This is a genomic window from Gilvimarinus sp. F26214L (assembly GCF_054401055.1).
Genome location: NZ_JBTIYG010000001.1, coordinates 320,400 through 336,769, shown reverse-complemented (window position 1 = coordinate 336,769; position 16,370 = coordinate 320,400). Strand labels below are relative to the sequence as shown.

Sequence of the window (16,370 nt, the reverse complement as noted above, 5' to 3'; positions counted from 1 at the left end):
GCCCCGCAGGGGTGAGCACAGGATGTGCGAATCTATCCCTCCCTCTCCGCCATTTCAGTTCTACTCCCCTTATTCGCCGATCCGATCCCCGTAGAATCCACTGAACTCCCCGCGGGAGGGATTTGAACCCGACAAGAGGGTTCGACAAATTCGTCGGGAACGAATTTGGACGCCGGAGCGTAGCGGAGGCGCCCCGCAGGGGTGAGCACAGGATGTGCGAATCTATCCCTCCCTCTCCGCCATTTCAGTTCTACTCCCCTTATTCGCCAATCCGATCCCCGCAGAATCCACCGAACTCCCCACGGGAGGGATTTGAACCCGACAAGAGGGTTCGACAAATTCGTCGGGAACGAATTTGGACGCCGGAGCGTAGCGGAGGCGCCCCGCAGGGGTGAGCACAGGACGTGCGAATCTATCCCTCCCTCTCCGCCATTTCAGTTCTACTCCCCCTCATTCGCCAATCCGATCTGCGCAGAATCCACTGAACTCCCCACGGGAGGGATTTGAACCCGACAAGAGGGTTCGACCACTTGCGACAGCAAGTGGCAACGAGCGCGCCAGCGCGAAGCCCGCAGGGTCGAAACGGCCAAAAGCCGTTTCGATTCATCCCGACCGGTGCCGTCCGCTGGCACTGAGCCATTTTTGTTCTACTCCCCTTATTCGCCAATCCGATCCCCAACCCGATCCCCGCAGAAGCGTCAAACCGGCGCCGCCTCAGGGAGGAGCGTGTCCTAGTCTGACCTGGATTCCTGGATTAGGTCGTCCACAGCATATCCCGCATCCTCAACGGCGGCGCGAATCGCATCCGCGCTTTCGCCGCTCGCTACGCTGACCAGGTGGCGCTCCAGGTCAACGTCGACGGTGGCTTTGCTGTCCACGCCCGCAACCGCGCGGGTGATTGCACTTGCACAGTGTCCACAGGTCATCTCCGGGACGATCAGTTTCAACATCGCATGCCTCGCTTGATAACAACGGTTGGTTTGCTCCCGCGGAGCGGGATCCCACAATAGTTTCGCGCTTCCCGCCATGGGAAGGTCAAGCATCTTTGTTCGATGCAGCCGGTTTCTCCCGGGGCTGTCGGGTGCCGCCGGATTGCCTGGGTCACGAGGAATTCGACTATTGACCTTCCCATCATGGTAAGGTTTAGGGTGCTTTCATGTTGAACTCCCGCTGATGAGGGCAAAATCATGAAAAAGGGAAACGCGAGTGGTTCGACGGCGTCTGGAGCACCGATCAGTCTGCCGATCGAGGGTATGAGTTGTGCGAGTTGCGTGGGTCGGGTGGAAGCGGCGCTGGCCAGGCTTGAAGGGGTGGGCGAGGTATCGGTCAACCTTGCCACCGAACGAGCGGACATCCGTCCGGTAGGCCCGGTCGACCTTGGAGCGCTGATCCAGGCGATCGAGAAGGCCGGGTACCAGGTTCCCGCAGGCACAACGGAACTGGTCGTCGAAGGTATGAGCTGTGCGTCCTGTGTGGGGCGCGTGGAACGTGCTCTGAAGGCCGTTCCCGGGGTTGCCGATGCGGTGGTAAACCTTGCCACCGAACGGGCAACCGTGCGCGGCAACGCAGGTCCCGAATCCCTGATCGCGGCCGTCAGGGATGTGGGTTATGAAGCGAGAGTGCTCACAGCCGCTGGCTCCGATGCCGACAGCGCGGACCAGAAAGGCGCTGAGAGCACGGCGCTCAGGCGGGACTTTCTCCTGGCCAGCTTCCTTGCGCTGCCGGTATTTGTGCTTGAGATGGGCTCACACATCATACCCGGCATGCACGAGTGGATAGCGGCCACTATCGGAACCCAGTGGAGCTGGTATCTGCAATTTGTGCTGACCAGCCTGGCATTGGCTATTCCGGGCCGACGCTTCTACATCAAGGGGTTCCCCGCGCTCGTTCGCCTGGCGCCGGACATGAACTCCCTCGTCGCAGTCGGTACCGCCGCCGCATACGGCTACTCCGTGGTGGCGACCTTCGCGCCCAGCCTGTTACCCGCCCAAACCGTTAATGTCTACTATGAGGCGGCCGCCGTCATCGTGGCGCTGATCCTGTTGGGCCGCTTCCTTGAAGCGCGCGCGAAGGGTCGGACCTCAGAAGCCATCAAGCGGCTTGTCCGTCTCCAGGCCAGGGTCGCACACCTGGTCCGGGATGGCCGTTCCGTGGATGTGCCGATCAGTGAGGTCGCTCTGGGGGATCTGGTCGAAGTGCGCCCCGGCGAACGGGTGCCGGTGGATGGCCAGGTGACAGAGGGGCGCAGCTTTGTCGATGAATCCATGATCACCGGTGAGCCCATCCCCGTCGAAAAGAGCGCGGGCAGTGAAGTAGTGGGTGGCACTGTAAACCAGCAGGGTGCCTTCACGCTGCGCGCCACCGCGGTTGGCGGACAAACCATGCTCGCCCAGATCATTCGTTTGGTGGAGCAGGCTCAGGCTTCCAAATTGCCGATTCAGGCTGTGGTGGACAAGGTAACAATGTGGTTTGTACCTGCGGTCATGGGGGCTGCGGCGCTGACCTTCATGGTCTGGCTCGTCTTTGGCCCTGAGCCCGCATTGACCTTTGCGCTGGTGAACGCTGTGGCCGTGCTGATCATCGCCTGTCCCTGTGCCATGGGTCTGGCCACTCCCACGTCGATCATGGTCGGTACCGGCCGCGGGGCGGAAATGGGCGTGTTGTTCCGCAAGGGGGAAGCGCTGCAATTACTGAAGGACGCCGCTGTGGTGGCCTTTGACAAGACCGGCACCCTCACCGAAGGGCGACCCGCGCTGACCGACCTGGAACTCGCGCCCGGCTTTGATCGCGCTCGGGTCTTAGGGTGGATCGCTGCGGTGGAATCACGCTCGGAACACCCCATCGCCCGTGCCATTGTCGAGGCGGCCGAGCGGGAAGGCATTCCCGTGCCGCCCCTGACTGACTTCGAGTCCGTCACCGGTATGGGTGTCCGAGCAACCGTGGACGGTGCCCGCGTGGAGGTGGGTGCGGATCGCTTCATGAGAGCGCTGGGCCTCGATATCCATGGCTTCGACACGGTGGCTGAACAGCTGGGCAATGACGGCAAATCGCCCCTGTACGTGGCCGTCGACGGCCAGTTGGCAGCCATTGTGGCCGTCGCGGACCCGATCAAGCCGAGCACGCCCGCCGCCATCGCAGCGCTGCACGACCTGGGACTGAAGGTGGCAATGATCACTGGCGACAACGAGCGCACTGCGCGCGCAATTGCCGGGCAGCTCGGCATCGATGAGGTGGTGGCAGAGGTGCTGCCCGACGGCAAGGTGGAGTCAGTGCGCCGCCTGAAGCGAACGGTTGGTCGAATCGCCTTCATTGGCGACGGTATCAACGATGCTCCGGCACTGGCGGAGGCTGACGTTGGGCTGGCGATCGGCAGCGGTACGGACGTGGCGGTTGAGTCCGCCGACGTGGTGCTGATGTCCGGCAACCTGCAGGGCGTACCCAACGCCATCGCCCTGTCCAAAGCAACCATCGGCAACATCCACCAGAATCTGTTCTGGGCCTTCGCCTACAACGCGGCCCTGATTCCGGTGGCTGCAGGGGCACTCTATCCCCTCGCTGGGGTGCTTCTTTCGCCGGTCTTCGCGGCCGCGGCGATGGCGCTTTCGAGCGTGTTCGTACTCGGCAACGCGCTGCGACTCAGGGGCTTCCAGCCGCCGATGGTAACAATTGAAAAATCCACTGCGGCAACGGCCCACAGCGCGCTGGTTGGGCGAGCCGAAGCCACACAGGTTCCGCTTCATTGATTCGCGAAGGGAGCGGCTGTCCTGACTGGATCGATCTTTGAGCCCACAGGGCGAGAACTGTATAAGCTGCTCTTTATTGACAGGAGTACACCATGGGCCGAAACACCCAATTACGACAAGAGCTTTCCGAAGCGCGCGAGCGGGGTTTTTTCAACATCGGAGAGGCGGCGCAAGCCTCCGGCGTCAGTGCAAAGATGATTCGTCATTACGAACAGATCGGCTTGATCCCGCCCGCCAGCCGCACCTTTACCAACTATCGCATTTACAGTGACGAGGATGTCTATACCCTGCAGTTCATCAGGCGCGCGCGGAGGCTTGGTTTCTCCATGAAACAGGTGGCGGTTCTGTTAAGTCTTTGGCAGGACAAGGACAGAAGCAGTGCCGAAGCTAAACGGCTTGTCCTCGAACACATAGGTCAGCTTGAAGAAAAGATCCGCGAGTTGCAGGCCATGGCCAATACGCTCAAGACGCTGGCCGATAGCTGTCATGGGGACGACCGCCCCAACTGTCCCATCCTGGAAGATATTGCACGCAATAATGAATCCGGGGCGTGACCGATATTGCCGGGCCGGGGCAGGGCCGTCGCCGGCTGGGTTTTCGCATCATGGTCAGAATCAATGAATGGTTGGCGTGCCCCGTGAAAGCGAAAGCCGGTAGTGTGGCGCGCCGCATACCAATGGCTCCCGCGCGGTTGTACACTCTGCTCTCTGTTTGCTGCTCAAATAGGAGTGCCCGGATGTTTAGATTGATCTCCCTTGTTGTTTTGCTGTCGATCGGCTTGCCTGCACTGGCCGAAGGCGACGATTCCCTGATTCATGTAACCGGCCAGGCATCCATCGACGCAGCTCCGGATCAAGCGGAAGTACGCTTTGAGGTGGTGCAGGAGGGTGAGACGGTTGAATCGCTCAAAGCCGACGTGGACCGGGCAGTGGCCAAAGTCATTGAAGTTGCCGAAAGGCTTGGCATCGAACGGCGCGACGTTCAGGCGGCCAGTCTTGCGGTTCACCCCAATTATCATCACAACAACAAAACAGGAGAGCGCACTTTGAGCGGGATGACGGTTCGACGCACCATCGACGTGACCGTCCGCAAGCTCGAAACTTACCCGGAGCTTATCGATGCGGCGCTCAAGGCGGGAGTCAACCAGATGAGCCAGGTCACTCTGTCGGTGGCCGATTCTTCGAAATTGCAGGAGCGGGCCATTCGAGCGGCTGTGGATGACGCCATGACCAAAGCCCGAGTCGTCGCCGACCAGGTCAACCTCTCCGTGGGCCGAATACGCGACCTTCGTGCGACCAGCAATCATAGCGGGCCCACACCGAGGGTTGCCTATGCCGCATTCAGCTCTGGCAGTGGAGAGAGTTTTCGGGAAGGGCAGGTTAGTGTCGCTGCTTCTGTTGCGCTGAGTATCGAACTGGTGGAGGCTGATTGACAGCCGCCAGGCTGCAATCAGGAAAACAGATGCGTATCGTACTCATTGGTTATGGAAATCTGGCGACCCAATTGGGGATCGCACTACACCAGGCCGGCTTCGAGATCCTGCAAGTGTACGGGCGCGACGCAGCGAAAGCGGCCCGGTTGAGCACAGTCCTGGGCGCAACGCCGGTAACGGACGCGGCTCGGCTGGATACCTCCGCGGACGTGTATGTCTGCGCCTTGAAGGACGCGGTGTTGACGGAAGTGCTGGCCGCATTGCCACGCCTGAGGGGGTTAGTCGTGCATACGGCCGGAAGCATCGCCATGGCAGATTTGAAGCCCTTCGCGGACCGAGTGGGCGTGTTCTATCCGCTGCAAACCTTCTCCGCCAGCCGTAATGTAGACTTTGATGAGATCCCCATTTACGTTGAGGCGCTGCGTTTGGAGGACGAAGCCATTTTGCTGGACATGGGGCAAAAATTGTCCCGGCACGTTCAGGTCTGCGCATCTGAAAAGCGAAAACAGTTGCACCTCGCCGCTGTTTTCGCCTGCAATTTCGTCAATCACTTCTACCACCTGGCCGCGGAGATCCTGGAAGGCCAGGGCCTGGGTTTTCAGGACCTTCTGCCGTTAATCGATGAGACCGCTCGAAAAGTGCACGACATGAGTCCTGCTGCAGCCCAGACTGGGCCGGCCGTGCGATACGATCACAACGTGATCGATGCGCATCTGGGGCTGTTGGCAGACCGGCCCGAGATGAAATCTTTGTACGAGGCGGTAAGTAGAAGTATTTTCCGGCAAGCCACCAAGAACGGATCATAACTTCGTGGTGCCCGATACGCACTCGGCAGGATAGATGGGCGCCGTCCTGGCGCCCACCCCTGCGGGGGCGCCTCCGCGTTGCTGCGGCGTCCAAAATCGCTCCGGGCGATTTTGTCGAACCTGGGCGCAGGATCTCACCGGCCAAGATCACCAAACAAAAAAGCCCGATCCTTGTGGACCGGGCTTTTATGTTTGGCGCACTCGGCAGGATTCGAACCTGCGACCACCTGATTCGTAGTCAGGTACTCTATCCAGCTGAGCTACGAGTGCGTAAAGAGGCGCGTATACTAGTGATTCGATCTCTGCACGTCAAGGCCGCGGGGCGTGAATTTCTTGCTCCGCGGCTTTGGGTGTGCAGGAGCGGTTAATACGCGACCGCCGCGCCTTCGCTGCGCGGGTCCTTCATGCCGTGAATAATCCCTGATTCGGCGTCGAAGAGAATGCTGTTGGCGTCGCCAATGCCACGGCTGAACCGGGCGCTGATGTTTTTGTGGCCCAGTTCCTTCAGTTGGGGGAGGCTGTCGTCGGGAACGCCGCCAGGGCCGTGCCAGATGGCGTTGGGCTTCCACTGGTGGTGGAAGCGGGGGGAGGCGACCGCTTCGTCGATGGACATGTTGTGGTCGATCACGTTGACGATGATCTGCAGGGTGGTGGTGATGATGGTGGAGCCCCCGGGCGAGCCGGTGATCAGGTAGGGTTTGCCGCCCCGCGTGACAATGGTGGGGGACATGGAGCTGAGCATGCGCTTGCCTGGTTCGATGGCGTTGGCTTCCCGCCCCAACAGCCCGAACTGGTTCGCCACGTTGGGTTTGGCGGAAAAATCGTCCATTTCGTTGTTGAGCAGGATGCCCGTGCCTTCCACCACGATCTTGTTGCCATAGCTGCTGTTGAGGGTGGTGGTGAGGGAGACCGCATTACCCCATTTATCCATGACCGAGTAATGAGTGGTCTGGGGGCTTTCCTCAGGCCAGCGGCCGGCGCCGATGTCATCGCTGTCCGAGGCGCGCCGGGGGTCGAAATCTTCGAAGCGCTGGCGGGCGTACTGTTCGGAGGTGAGCATCGCGAGAGGCACTTCCACATAGTCGGGGTCCCCCAGATACTGGGTGCGGTCCGCGTAGGCGCGGCGCTCCGCCTCCACCATCAGGTGAATGGCTTCCGGACTCCCCCAGCCCATGGCGCCCAGATCAAAGGGCTCGATCATGTTGAGCATCTGCACGATGAGGGCGCCGCCGGAGGAGGGTGGGGGCATGCCCCAGATGGTGTACCCCCGGTATTCTCCGACCACCGGATCACGCCAGACTGAATGGTAGTCCGCCAGATCCTCGCGGGTGATCAGGCCGCGGCCCTTTTCCATCTCCGCCTCGATTTTGGCGGCCACTTCTCCCTTGTAAAAGCCGTCTCTCCCGTGTTCTGAAATCAATCGAAGGGTATGAGCCAGATCCGGCTGCTTCCAGATCTCTCCGGCCTGGTAGGGCTCTCCGTTCCTGGAGAACTTGGCCAGGGACGCCGGGTACTCGCCCATGGTCTTCAGCACCCGGGTAAACTGCCGGGCCAGGTCTTCTGTAAGGGGGAAGCCTTCCTCCGCGAGGCGAATCGCGGGGGCAAGAACCTCCTGACGGCTCATGGTCCCGTGGGCGTCCAGCAGCCTGAGCAGGCCGTCCACGGTGCCCGGCACCCCGCTCGCAGCGTGGGTGGAGGTGGACATGCCGGGAATGACGTCGCCGTTCTCATCCAGATACATGTCGCGATGGGCCGCGAGCGGGGCCCGTTCGCGGCTGTCGAGGGTCTTGACAGCGCCATCGGCCAGATGAATGACCGCGAAGCCGCCACCGCCAATATTGCCGGCGGAGGGGTAGGTCACGGCGAGAGCGAAACCGGTGGCTACAGCGGCGTCGATGGCATTACCGCCGGCGCGCATGATGTCGACGCCCACCTCGGATGCCAGTGCTGAGCGCGAAGTCACTACGCCATTTGTGCCGGTGGCGAGCGTGGGCGAGATGGTTTTTTCCGGTTCCGGAGTGCTGGTATCGGACGGGGCCTGGCTGCAGCCAAGCTGAAAGCTGAGAGAGAGGCAGAGAGTCAGGAGTAGATAGCGCAAAGCTTTGCCCTCGTTGGTTCCAAAAACGGCGTGAAGCTTAACATAACGGAGCCCGGGGGCCGACGCGGCCTCTCAGGTGCCGGGTCAATCCACCTTTTCGAAAGTGAGGCGATTTAGGGTCCACTGAGTGCGGTTGGAGTAGGGTGGCCCGAACTTATGGGAAATTCGTTCGCCGTAGCGTCCACGCAGTTCTACGGCGCTGGAATGATAGACCTGCTCTCCCAGTGGAGTGGTCCCGACAAAGTGGAAGGTGAGCAGGCCGCTGCCGGCGCTTTGGAACTGGCGAGCGTCGATTTCGATGATTTTGCTGTTCGGGTCGAAGTCGATTCGCCCCTCGAGGCACACCTGGTTATCGACATCGCACAGGGACGAGAAGCGCAGGACCGGTTCCCAGGCGGCGTTACCCGCCTGGGAAAACAGGAGGAGTACAGCGACGACGATTGAGCGACCCTTGTCCATGATTCCTCCAGAGGTGGTGGCCGTGGCCGGCGGTGCTCCGTGCCGTTGTCTTTATTTCTCCACGAAAGCCCGCTCGATCACGTACTCGCCCAGGTTGCCCTGACGCGCTTCGTGGAAGCCCCAGCCGTCCAGAATTTCGCAGGTGTCCTTGAGCATGGCGGGGCTGCCACACAGCATGAAGCGGTCGTTGGCCAGATCCGGCTGATCCAGACGGATGTCGTCGAAAAGCTTGCCGCTGGTCATCAGCTCTGTGATCCGTCCACGGTTGCGGAAGGGCTCGCGGGTTACAGTCGGGTAATAGATGAGCTTCTCGCCCACCTGATCCCCGAAGTATTCATTGTTCGGCAGCTCATTGCAGATGGTTTCCGCGTAGGCCAGCTCACTTACTTCCCGCACTCCGTGCACCAGAATCACCTTCTCGTACAGCTCGTAGACCTCGGGATCCTTGATGATGCTCATAAACGGCGCCAGACCGGTGCCGGTGCTGAGCAGGTAGAGGTTCCGGCCCGGCTTCAGGTGGTCGAGGATGAGCGTTCCGGTCGGCTTGCTGTTGACCAGGATGGGATCACCCACCTGCAGGTGCTGGAGCTTGGAGGTCAGCGGACCGTCGGGCACCTTGATGCTGAAGAACTCCAGCTCTTCCTCGTAATTGGCGCTCACGATACTGTAGGCGCGCAGGAGGGGCTTATTGTTAGCCTTTAGGCCGATCATGGTGAAATGACCGTTCTTGAAGCGGAAGCCCGGGTCGCGGGTGGTGGTGAAGCTGAACAGTGTGTCGTTCCAATGGTGAACGCTAGTGACGGTCTCTTCGCGTAGCTGACTCATTACTCTCTCTTGCCAGGCCAAAATCTGAGGAGGATAGACACTCGGTCCCCGGTGTGGAGAGCCAAGTATTTGTGCAAAAAAGCACCTTTTCAAAGATTGGGGCGCACTATACCCGCAGAGTTACCTATCGGCAAAATAGTTTATTCGGATATGATTATTCGGTTTCCAATATAAGGCTAAGTCATGCGTTACACCCTCCGGCAGCTGGAGATATTTCTGGCCGCTGCTCAGCACGAAAACCTCAGTCGCGCCGCCGAGAGTCTGGCCTTGTCGCAGTCGGCCGCCAGCGGGGCACTGAAGGAGCTGGAACAGCAGTTCGACGTGAGGCTGTTCGACCGAGTCGGCAAACGTCTGAAACTCAACGACTTCGGACGCCTGCTACAGCCTCGGGCCGAAGAGCTGCTGGAGCGGGCCCGGGAACTGGAGATGGCGTTGGGGCGGCACCTGGATCCCGGGCCGCTCAGACTGGGTGCCACTTTAAGCATTGGCAACTACCTCGCCGTGTCGCTCATCGCGCGGTACATGGAAGACAACCCGGGCAGCCGGGTGACCCTGGAGGTGGCGAATACCGCCGCCATCAGTGAGAAGGTCCTGCGCTATGAACTCGATATGGGCCTGATTGAGGGGGAGGTCAATGACCCCGACCTAATTATCAGACCCTGGCGCGAGGATGAGCTGGTTGTATTCTGTTCTCCCCAGCATCCCTTCGCCCGGCTCGAAACCCTCCGCGATGAGGATCTGGCCGCGGCACGGTGGATACTGCGCGAGCCCGGTTCGGGCACACGCCAGGCCTTCGAGCGCGCCATGCACGATCTGTTGCCGAATCTGGATGTGGTGATGGAGCTCCAACACACGGAAGCAATCAAGCGGGCGGTGGAAGGTAACATGGGCATCGGCTGTCTTTCGCGGGTAACGCTGGCGGACGCCCTGGCCCAGGGCCGGTTTGTGGCACTGACGGTGGAGCACCGGGATTTCAGCCGCTGGTTCTATCTCATCCTCCACCGGCAAAAATACCAAAGTGCGGCAATTACGAAATGGCTTCAACTCCTGTGGGAGCCCCGGGCGACTCCTTGACACTTCCACGCGGGAACCCCGGATGGTAGGAGCGCGGACGGATTCCCCGGCGCAGCTGGCCATGGCGTAGAAAGCCCTTTAATATGGCAGAGCATTTCTGGAGGAGGGCACCATGAATTTCTTTCGCAGTTTCAGCCTGTTTTTGTTGATCGTTGTGGGTTTGTCCGCCTGCGGGGGCGGTGCGGAGCCCGATTCTTCGCGGGTCTTTCTGAAAGCCAATCCGCCTGTAGACGGTACGCTGGAATACCCCCCGCGAACTCTCCGTGTGTTCCTGACCGAACTCCCGGACGTCAGCCGGAGCGAACTGAAACTCACGGGCCCTCAAGGGGAAATCCCGCTGACCGGGCTGCACACCATGGGTGCCGACGACCTGATGATTGAGATTGAGCAATATCCGCTGCCCAATGGTGAATACACAGTGGAGTGGAAGACACGCTTTGCCGAGGGGGCCGAGGATTACTCCGGTCAATATCAGTTCACGGTAGCGGCGAAACAGGGCTGAGCCGAATGAATACGGCGCGGGCCTTGCATCGGCCCGCGCTACTCTACTGACCTGGACATCATTGTCTTACCGTCGGCTGCAGGGACTCCCGCCAACTCGATGCCAAGCTCTGTCATTCTCGTTATCTCCATCATTGGTCTGGTGGCCTTTGCCTGTCAGTGGCTTGCCTGGCGAGTAAAGCTGCCGGCAATTTTGTTTCTGCTGGCCGCCGGTGTGCTCCTGGGGCCCGGCTTCGGGGTTTTGGACCCGGACGCGCTCTTCGGTGGATTGCTGTTTCCTCTGATTTCACTGTCCGTCGCAATCATCCTTTTTGAAGGCAGCCTCACTCTGAACCTGAGCGAAATCAGCGCCCAGCGCACGGCTGTACGGCGTCTGATCTCCCTCGGTGCGGCGGTCACCTGGGCGGTGGTGGCGGTAGCGACCCGCTACCTTTTTGATCTGAGCTGGGAACTGAGCATCCTGTTCGGGGCCCTCACCGTCGTGACCGGGCCCACGGTTATCGTGCCCATGCTCCGTACGGTGCGCCCCAACGCCCAGATTGCCAACATCCTGCGCTGGGAAGGTATTCTTATCGACCCCATCGGGGCCTTGCTGGTGGTGGTTGTGTTCGAGTTTGTGGCCGCACAGAGCCAGGCCACCGGGCTTGTGCACGGGCTGTCCACCTTCGTGAAAATTGTCGGGATCGGCACAGCACTGGGCCTGGCGGGTGGCTGGTTCCTGGGCTTCATCCTACGCAAGCACTGGATCCCCGATTACCTGCTCAATCTGGCAACACTGTCGCTCGTCTTCGCCGTATTCAGTTTTGCCGACACCCTCGCCCACGAGTCCGGGCTGCTGGCTGTAACCCTTATGGGCATGTGGCTCGCGAACCGGAAGGACATCCACATCCGGGAGATTCTGAACTTCAAGGAGAACCTCAGCGTCGTTCTCATCTCGGGTCTGTTTATCCTGCTCGCGGCGCGCCTGACGCTGGAAAGTGTTCTGGCGCTGGGATGGGCTGCTGTGGCGCTGCTACTGATCATGCAGTTCATCGCCCGACCGTTGTCGATTCTTGTGTCCACCATCGGAACCCCTCTGAGCTGGCAGGAAAAGGCCCTGCTCTCCTGGATTGCGCCGCGAGGCATTGTTGCGGCCGCTGTGTCGGCGCTTTTTGCGATTCGGCTCGAGCGTGCAGGGGAAGCCGATGCGGGTCTGCTGGTGCCTTTGACCTTTATTGTCATCGTCGGCACGGTCGTGTTGCAGAGCGCTACCGCCCGGCCCCTGGCCCGCGCGTTGGGGGTGGCCGAGCCCGCGCCCAAGGGCTTCCTGGTGGTGGGTGCGAACCCGGTGGCCCGGGCCATTGCGGCTGCGCTCAAGGAGCACGATTTTCGAACTCTGTTAACGGACTCCAGTTGGGAAAACATCCGTGCCGCACGAATGGAGGGTCTGGAAACCTTCTACGGTAATCCCGTCTCCGGTTACGCGGATCAGCATCTCGACCTGGTGGGGATAGGCAAGCTGCTGGCCTTGTCGCCCATGCGCGGGATCAATGCGGTGGCGGGCATGCGCTACCAGGCGGAGTTCGGCGAGCGCAATATCTACACCCTGCTGACCAGCCCGGAAGTCAATGTCTCGGAAAAACACCAACTGGCCACCGAGGAGCGGGGATCGATACTATTCGGGCAGGACATAACGTACAGCAAATTGGCCAGCCTGCTCAGCCAGGGGGCGGAAATCCGCAGCACCAAACTCTCTGAAGAGTTTGACTTCGAAGACTTTCAGGAGCGCAAAGGCAACGAAGTCATCCCTCTGTTTGCGATCTCACCCAAGGGTCGTCTGCAGGTGTTTACCGTGGAACGGGAGCTGACGCCCGAGGCCGGGTGGACCCTGATCAGCTTGTATACCAGACCGGAAAAAGTGGAGAAGAAAAAGCGGGAAATGGCAGAGGAGGGCAGGTCCGGCGCCGAATGATTTGCGTTTCGAACGCCGCTGGCGCCTGAACCGGGCCTTCAATAATACCGCAGCTCTGTCGCCTTGCCGCGGAATACACGATAGGAAAATGCCGTGTAGCCCAGAATGAACGGCAGAACAATCACTACACCCACCAGAATGAAAATGAGCGGTTCCTTGGAAGCCGAAGCCTCCCAGATCGTCAGCTGGTTGGGCACCACGTAGGGGAAATAGCTGTAGGCAAGCCCCCCCAGACCCAGCACAAAAATCCCCGCTACACTCGCAAGCGGTTTCCAGGCCCCGCGGTCGCCGGAGTGCGGTACACCGGCGAAGTAGCGGTCCGTAAGCACAATCAGCGCGGCGGTGAGGATGGGCAGCGGCAACAACAGCAAGGTCTCCGGGAAGCCGAACCAGCGGTCAAAAATGCTGGGATCGATGCTGACGTTGACGACGCTCACCAGCAGGATTCCGGCGCCGGTAAGCCAGCCCGCCACGCGGCCCCAATGGGCGGCCTGCTTCTGCAGTTCACCTTCTGTTTTCCATACCAGCCAGGCCGCGCCCATGTAGGTGAATGCAGCGGTTACGCCTCCGGCGCTGACGATGGCAAAAGAGTGGGCGGTGACGTTGGTCTCGAAGCCCATCACGTATAAACCGAGCATGTAGCCCAGCGACAAGGTGGCGAGGAGGGAGCCGGCCTTGAAGGCGCGGTCCCACCGATGTTTGCGGGTGACGATTGACTTGGCCCGGAAGTCAAAGGCCACACCGCGCAGGATCAATCCCAGCAACAGCAATAGCGTGGGAATATACAGCGCCTGCAGGATCATGCTGTGGGCGGTCGGAAAGGCGATAAACAGCACCCCAACGATCAGTACGAGCCAGGTTTCGTTCGCATCCCAGAACGGGCCGATGGAGGAAATCATCACGTCCCGTTCGGGTTCAGCATCCGCGCTCAGGGGCAAAAGAATACCGACCCCCAGATCGTAGCCGTCCAGTACTGCGTAAAACAGGACCGCCACACCCAGGATGGCGACGAAAACGATGGGTAACCATTCCTCTGGAGTCACGACTTAGCTCCTACCCTGTACACCCGGATGACCTTCCGCAATATTGCGCTGGGCCGCGATGGACATGTCATCGTATTCTTCCACTTCCACGGACTGCCGGGCCATGTAGAACAACGTGCCCAGGTAGGCCGTCAGCAAAACGACATATAGCAGAATGTAGGCCGTTAGCGAAAACCAGATATTCCCGGCGGGCAATTGGGTCACCACATCGCGGGTGAGCAAAACGTCGGTGACGATCCAGGGCTGGCGGCCAATCTCCGTCACGTACCAGCCCGCCAGCAGAGCCACCCAACCGGAAAAGGTCATGGCAAACACCATGCGAAGCATGCCGCGGGACAACTCCCCCTGGCGCAAAATCTGGAACAGCGCAGCCCATGCGACGAAAAGCATGATGAAGCCCAGCCCCACCATGACTCTGAATGCCCAGAATACCGGCGCCACGGGGGGATGTTCTTCCGGGAAGTCGTTTAGGCCCTGAACCTGGCCATCCCAGGTGTGCGTGAGGATGAGGCTTGCAAGTTTGGGGACTTCGAGGGAAAAACGATTGGTTCGCTGCTCCTCATCCGGCAAGGCAAACAGAACCAGCGGTGCGCCCTCACGGGTCTCCCAGAGGGCCTCCATGGCTGCGACCTTTGCAGGCTGATGTTCGAGAGTATTGAGCCCGTGCAGGTCGCCCACAATAATCTGGATGGGAATCATGATTGCCGCGGCCACGATACCCGTTTTGAGGGCAAGGCGCGGTGCGTGTTTGGGGTCGCCTTTCAGAATCCGGTAGGCCGACAGGCCAGCCACCAGAAAGGAGGCAGTGAGCCCGGACGCGAGCAGCATGTGGATCAGGCGATAGGGCATGGAGGGGTTGAAGATGACCTCCATCCAACTCAGGGGATAGGCGATGCCCTCGCGCATCTCGAACCCCGCCGGAGTCTGCATCCAGGAGTTGAGGGCGATGATCCAGAAGGCTGACAGAGACGTGCCGAATGCCACCAGGAATGTCGCCAGGGTATGCAACCAGTTGGGCACGCGGTTGATGCCGAAGAGCATGACGCCGAGGAATGTCGCTTCGAGGAAGAATGCGGTCAGTACCTCGTAGCCGAGAAGGGGGGCCGCCACGTTGCCGACGGTCTCGAGAAAACCGGGCCAGTTCGTGCCAAACTGAAACGACATGGTAATGCCGGATACCACACCCACTGCGAAAGTGAGTGCAAAAATCTTGACCCAGAACCGGTAGGCGCGCATCCACACCGGCGCGTGGCTCATGTCATGTCGGACTTTAAGATAGAAGAGCAGCCAGGCCAGGCCGATGGTTATCGCGGGGAAGAGGATGTGGAAGCTGATGTTGGCCGCAAACTGAATCCGCGACAACATGAACGTATCAAGCATGGCCGACCTGCCTCCGGTTGAGCGTGCGCCCTCGAACGTCCTGTTCGTTCCCGTGTCCGGTTAGCTGTTCTGTGCCGGACATCCGCATTAGCTCACGGACATCCGGATGGTACTCGACATTGGTTTGGAGCCGCAAGGGCCCACCCGTGGAAGCTGCCGCCAGGGCCGAACGGCGCGTTCCCTTTCAGTTCAAATCGGCTACTGAACCCGGATTCGAATCGGTGGTTTCGATTTTGTAGCCTCGTCAATCCAGCTGGGTCGTTCGCGGGGATCGGCCTTCACCCCGTCGTAGGCGTTGTGGTCGGGAAGATACGGGTCGATGGTCTCCACCGCCTCGTTGTAAATCCTTTGCACGTTCACGCCCAAGCCCACTTCCAGGCGCCGGGACAACATGGTTATGGGAAAGAGGCAGTGCTCGGTGTCGGGTACGCACAGCGCGCGGCTGCGACCGACCTCATCGTTGTAGACCTTCCACTCCAGTCCGAGCTCGCGTTCCAGAGTGTTCCCGAGGACAACCCCCAGAGCCTGCAGCCGTTCCGTGTCCGATTGCTTGATCAGCTTGTCATTGGCGATGCGCTGCAGCAGGCGCAGATCCGACACGTCATTGCGCAGGGACTGGCCATAATGACGTTGTCCCAGCAACTCCACCGCCTCGACCCGGCGCTGCATTTCGTTTTTGTCGGCCCAGGTCAGTTCGCTGGTTTTCTGCTTTGCCTTTTCCTCATCTTCCTGATTGATAAAGGTCCGGTCCACCTGACCGTGGGCCGCGACGGCGATGCAGCTTGCCAGCAGCAGGAACGGGACCAGGCGCATACGGGCTTTTGAAAACATTGTTACCTCATCAGGATTCTTGTGCTTCCGCACCTGGGCGGAAGCCGGGTTCGTACTTTCGCCATCGTACCCTGTTTGCCCCGGGAGCCGCTACTTCTACGCTCGTGGCGGGGTCCGGTCAGCGCGCCCGGGTCGGGATCGGCAGACTCAACAGTATTACAAGGCACGCAGCTCGAACAACAGGGCGCATGCGGGCGCATTCTGCGCGCCACAACTTCATTGGAACT

General features: G+C 60.3%; 14 protein-coding genes and 1 tRNA gene. 7 read left to right on the top strand and 8 right to left on the bottom strand.

Annotated elements, in window-relative coordinates:
• Positions 1-731 precede the first annotated feature (731 nt).
• Positions 732-950, bottom strand: coding sequence for a heavy-metal-associated domain-containing protein (locus ACURWW_RS01400; RefSeq protein ID WP_445615223.1), 219 nt, complete (start codon positions 948-950; stop codon positions 732-734).
• 237 nt (positions 951-1,187) lie between these two features.
• Between ACURWW_RS01400 and ACURWW_RS01395 the strand changes: the two genes are divergently transcribed.
• The 4 genes from ACURWW_RS01395 to ACURWW_RS01380 all read left to right on the top strand — a co-directional run bounded on the left by ACURWW_RS01395 (position 1,188) and on the right by ACURWW_RS01380 (position 5,981).
• Complete coding sequence (locus tag ACURWW_RS01395; protein ID WP_445615222.1) at positions 1,188-3,743, top strand: heavy metal translocating P-type ATPase; 2,556 nt, start codon at positions 1,188-1,190, stop codon at positions 3,741-3,743.
• Positions 3,744-3,835: 92 nt separating this feature from the next.
• Complete coding sequence (gene cueR / locus ACURWW_RS01390; RefSeq protein ID WP_445615221.1) at positions 3,836-4,297, top strand: Cu(I)-responsive transcriptional regulator; 462 nt, start codon at positions 3,836-3,838, stop codon at positions 4,295-4,297.
• Between the two features lie 182 nt (positions 4,298-4,479).
• A complete protein-coding gene (locus tag ACURWW_RS01385) occupies positions 4,480-5,175 on the top strand; it encodes an SIMPL domain-containing protein (protein ID WP_445615220.1) in 696 nt (231 codons plus the stop codon).
• Positions 5,176-5,204: 29 nt separating this feature from the next.
• Positions 5,205-5,981, top strand: a complete 777-nt coding sequence (locus tag ACURWW_RS01380) for a Rossmann-like and DUF2520 domain-containing protein (RefSeq protein ID WP_445615219.1) — start codon at positions 5,205-5,207, stop codon at positions 5,979-5,981.
• A gap of 193 nt (positions 5,982-6,174) precedes the next feature.
• Here the strand turns inward: ACURWW_RS01380 and ACURWW_RS01375 are convergent.
• The 4 genes from ACURWW_RS01375 to ACURWW_RS01360 form a co-directional block, all read right to left on the bottom strand.
• Positions 6,175-6,251: transfer RNA gene (locus ACURWW_RS01375), tRNA-Arg, on the bottom strand.
• A 94-nt stretch (positions 6,252-6,345) separates the two neighbouring features.
• Positions 6,346-8,079 carry a gamma-glutamyltransferase gene (ggt, locus tag ACURWW_RS01370; RefSeq protein ID WP_445615218.1) on the bottom strand — a complete coding sequence of 578 codons (1,734 nt, stop codon included), beginning with the start codon at positions 8,077-8,079 and terminating at the stop codon, positions 6,346-6,348.
• An 84-nt stretch (positions 8,080-8,163) separates the two neighbouring features.
• Positions 8,164-8,538 (bottom strand): hypothetical protein, encoded by a 375-nt coding sequence (locus tag ACURWW_RS01365; protein ID WP_445615217.1) that lies wholly within the window; start codon positions 8,536-8,538, stop codon positions 8,164-8,166.
• Between the two features lie 51 nt (positions 8,539-8,589).
• Positions 8,590-9,363, bottom strand: coding sequence for a ferredoxin--NADP reductase (locus ACURWW_RS01360; protein ID WP_445615216.1), 774 nt, complete (start codon positions 9,361-9,363; stop codon positions 8,590-8,592).
• 183 nt (positions 9,364-9,546) lie between these two features.
• Between ACURWW_RS01360 and ACURWW_RS01355 the strand changes: the two genes are divergently transcribed.
• The 3 genes from ACURWW_RS01355 (at position 9,547) to ACURWW_RS01345 (ending at position 12,889) form a co-directional block, all read left to right on the top strand.
• The gene (locus tag ACURWW_RS01355) at positions 9,547-10,437 is read left to right on the top strand and encodes a LysR family transcriptional regulator (RefSeq protein WP_445615215.1); all 891 of its coding nucleotides are present in this window, start codon (positions 9,547-9,549) and stop codon (positions 10,435-10,437) included.
• Positions 10,438-10,549: 112 nt separating this feature from the next.
• Positions 10,550-10,939, top strand: coding sequence for a copper resistance CopC family protein (locus ACURWW_RS01350; protein WP_445615214.1), 390 nt, complete (start codon positions 10,550-10,552; stop codon positions 10,937-10,939).
• Between the two features lie 99 nt (positions 10,940-11,038).
• Positions 11,039-12,889, top strand: coding sequence for a cation:proton antiporter (locus ACURWW_RS01345; protein WP_445615213.1), 1,851 nt, complete (start codon positions 11,039-11,041; stop codon positions 12,887-12,889).
• Between the two features lie 38 nt (positions 12,890-12,927).
• On the opposite strand, the gene ACURWW_RS01340 is transcribed toward ACURWW_RS01345, so the two are convergent.
• From ACURWW_RS01340 to ACURWW_RS01330, 3 genes are all read right to left on the bottom strand, one after another.
• Positions 12,928-13,932 carry a cytochrome d ubiquinol oxidase subunit II gene (locus ACURWW_RS01340; protein WP_445615212.1) on the bottom strand — a complete coding sequence of 335 codons (1,005 nt, stop codon included), beginning with the start codon at positions 13,930-13,932 and terminating at the stop codon, positions 12,928-12,930.
• Positions 13,933-13,935: 3 nt separating this feature from the next.
• Positions 13,936-15,312, bottom strand: a complete 1,377-nt coding sequence (locus ACURWW_RS01335) for a cytochrome ubiquinol oxidase subunit I (RefSeq protein WP_445615211.1) — start codon at positions 15,310-15,312, stop codon at positions 13,936-13,938.
• 198 nt (positions 15,313-15,510) lie between these two features.
• Complete coding sequence (locus ACURWW_RS01330) at positions 15,511-16,143, bottom strand: DUF3806 domain-containing protein (RefSeq protein ID WP_445615210.1); 633 nt, start codon at positions 16,141-16,143, stop codon at positions 15,511-15,513.
• Positions 16,144-16,370 lie beyond the last annotated feature (227 nt).

Bases quoted from the DNA above. Each gene is read 5' to 3' on its own strand.
- ACURWW_RS01400 (WP_445615223.1), bottom strand. From the start codon at position 950: ATGTTGAAACTGATCGTCCCGGAGATGACCTGTGGACACTGTGCAAGT.
- ACURWW_RS01395 (WP_445615222.1), top strand. From the start codon at position 1,188: ATGAAAAAGGGAAACGCGAGTGGTTCGACGGCGTCTGGAGCACCGATC.
- cueR (WP_445615221.1), top strand. From the start codon at position 3,836: ATGGGCCGAAACACCCAATTACGACAAGAGCTTTCCGAAGCGCGCGAG.
- ACURWW_RS01385 (WP_445615220.1), top strand. From the start codon at position 4,480: ATGTTTAGATTGATCTCCCTTGTTGTTTTGCTGTCGATCGGCTTGCCT.
- ACURWW_RS01380 (WP_445615219.1), top strand. From the start codon at position 5,205: ATGCGTATCGTACTCATTGGTTATGGAAATCTGGCGACCCAATTGGGG.
- ACURWW_RS01365 (WP_445615217.1), bottom strand. From the start codon at position 8,538: ATGGACAAGGGTCGCTCAATCGTCGTCGCTGTACTCCTCCTGTTTTCC.
- ACURWW_RS01360 (WP_445615216.1), bottom strand. From the start codon at position 9,363: ATGAGTCAGCTACGCGAAGAGACCGTCACTAGCGTTCACCATTGGAAC.
- ACURWW_RS01355 (WP_445615215.1), top strand. From the start codon at position 9,547: ATGCGTTACACCCTCCGGCAGCTGGAGATATTTCTGGCCGCTGCTCAG.
- ACURWW_RS01350 (WP_445615214.1), top strand. From the start codon at position 10,550: ATGAATTTCTTTCGCAGTTTCAGCCTGTTTTTGTTGATCGTTGTGGGT.
- ACURWW_RS01345 (WP_445615213.1), top strand. From the start codon at position 11,039: ATGCCAAGCTCTGTCATTCTCGTTATCTCCATCATTGGTCTGGTGGCC.
- ACURWW_RS01335 (WP_445615211.1), bottom strand. From the start codon at position 15,312: ATGCTTGATACGTTCATGTTGTCGCGGATTCAGTTTGCGGCCAACATC.
- ACURWW_RS01330 (WP_445615210.1), bottom strand. From the start codon at position 16,143: ATGTTTTCAAAAGCCCGTATGCGCCTGGTCCCGTTCCTGCTGCTGGCA.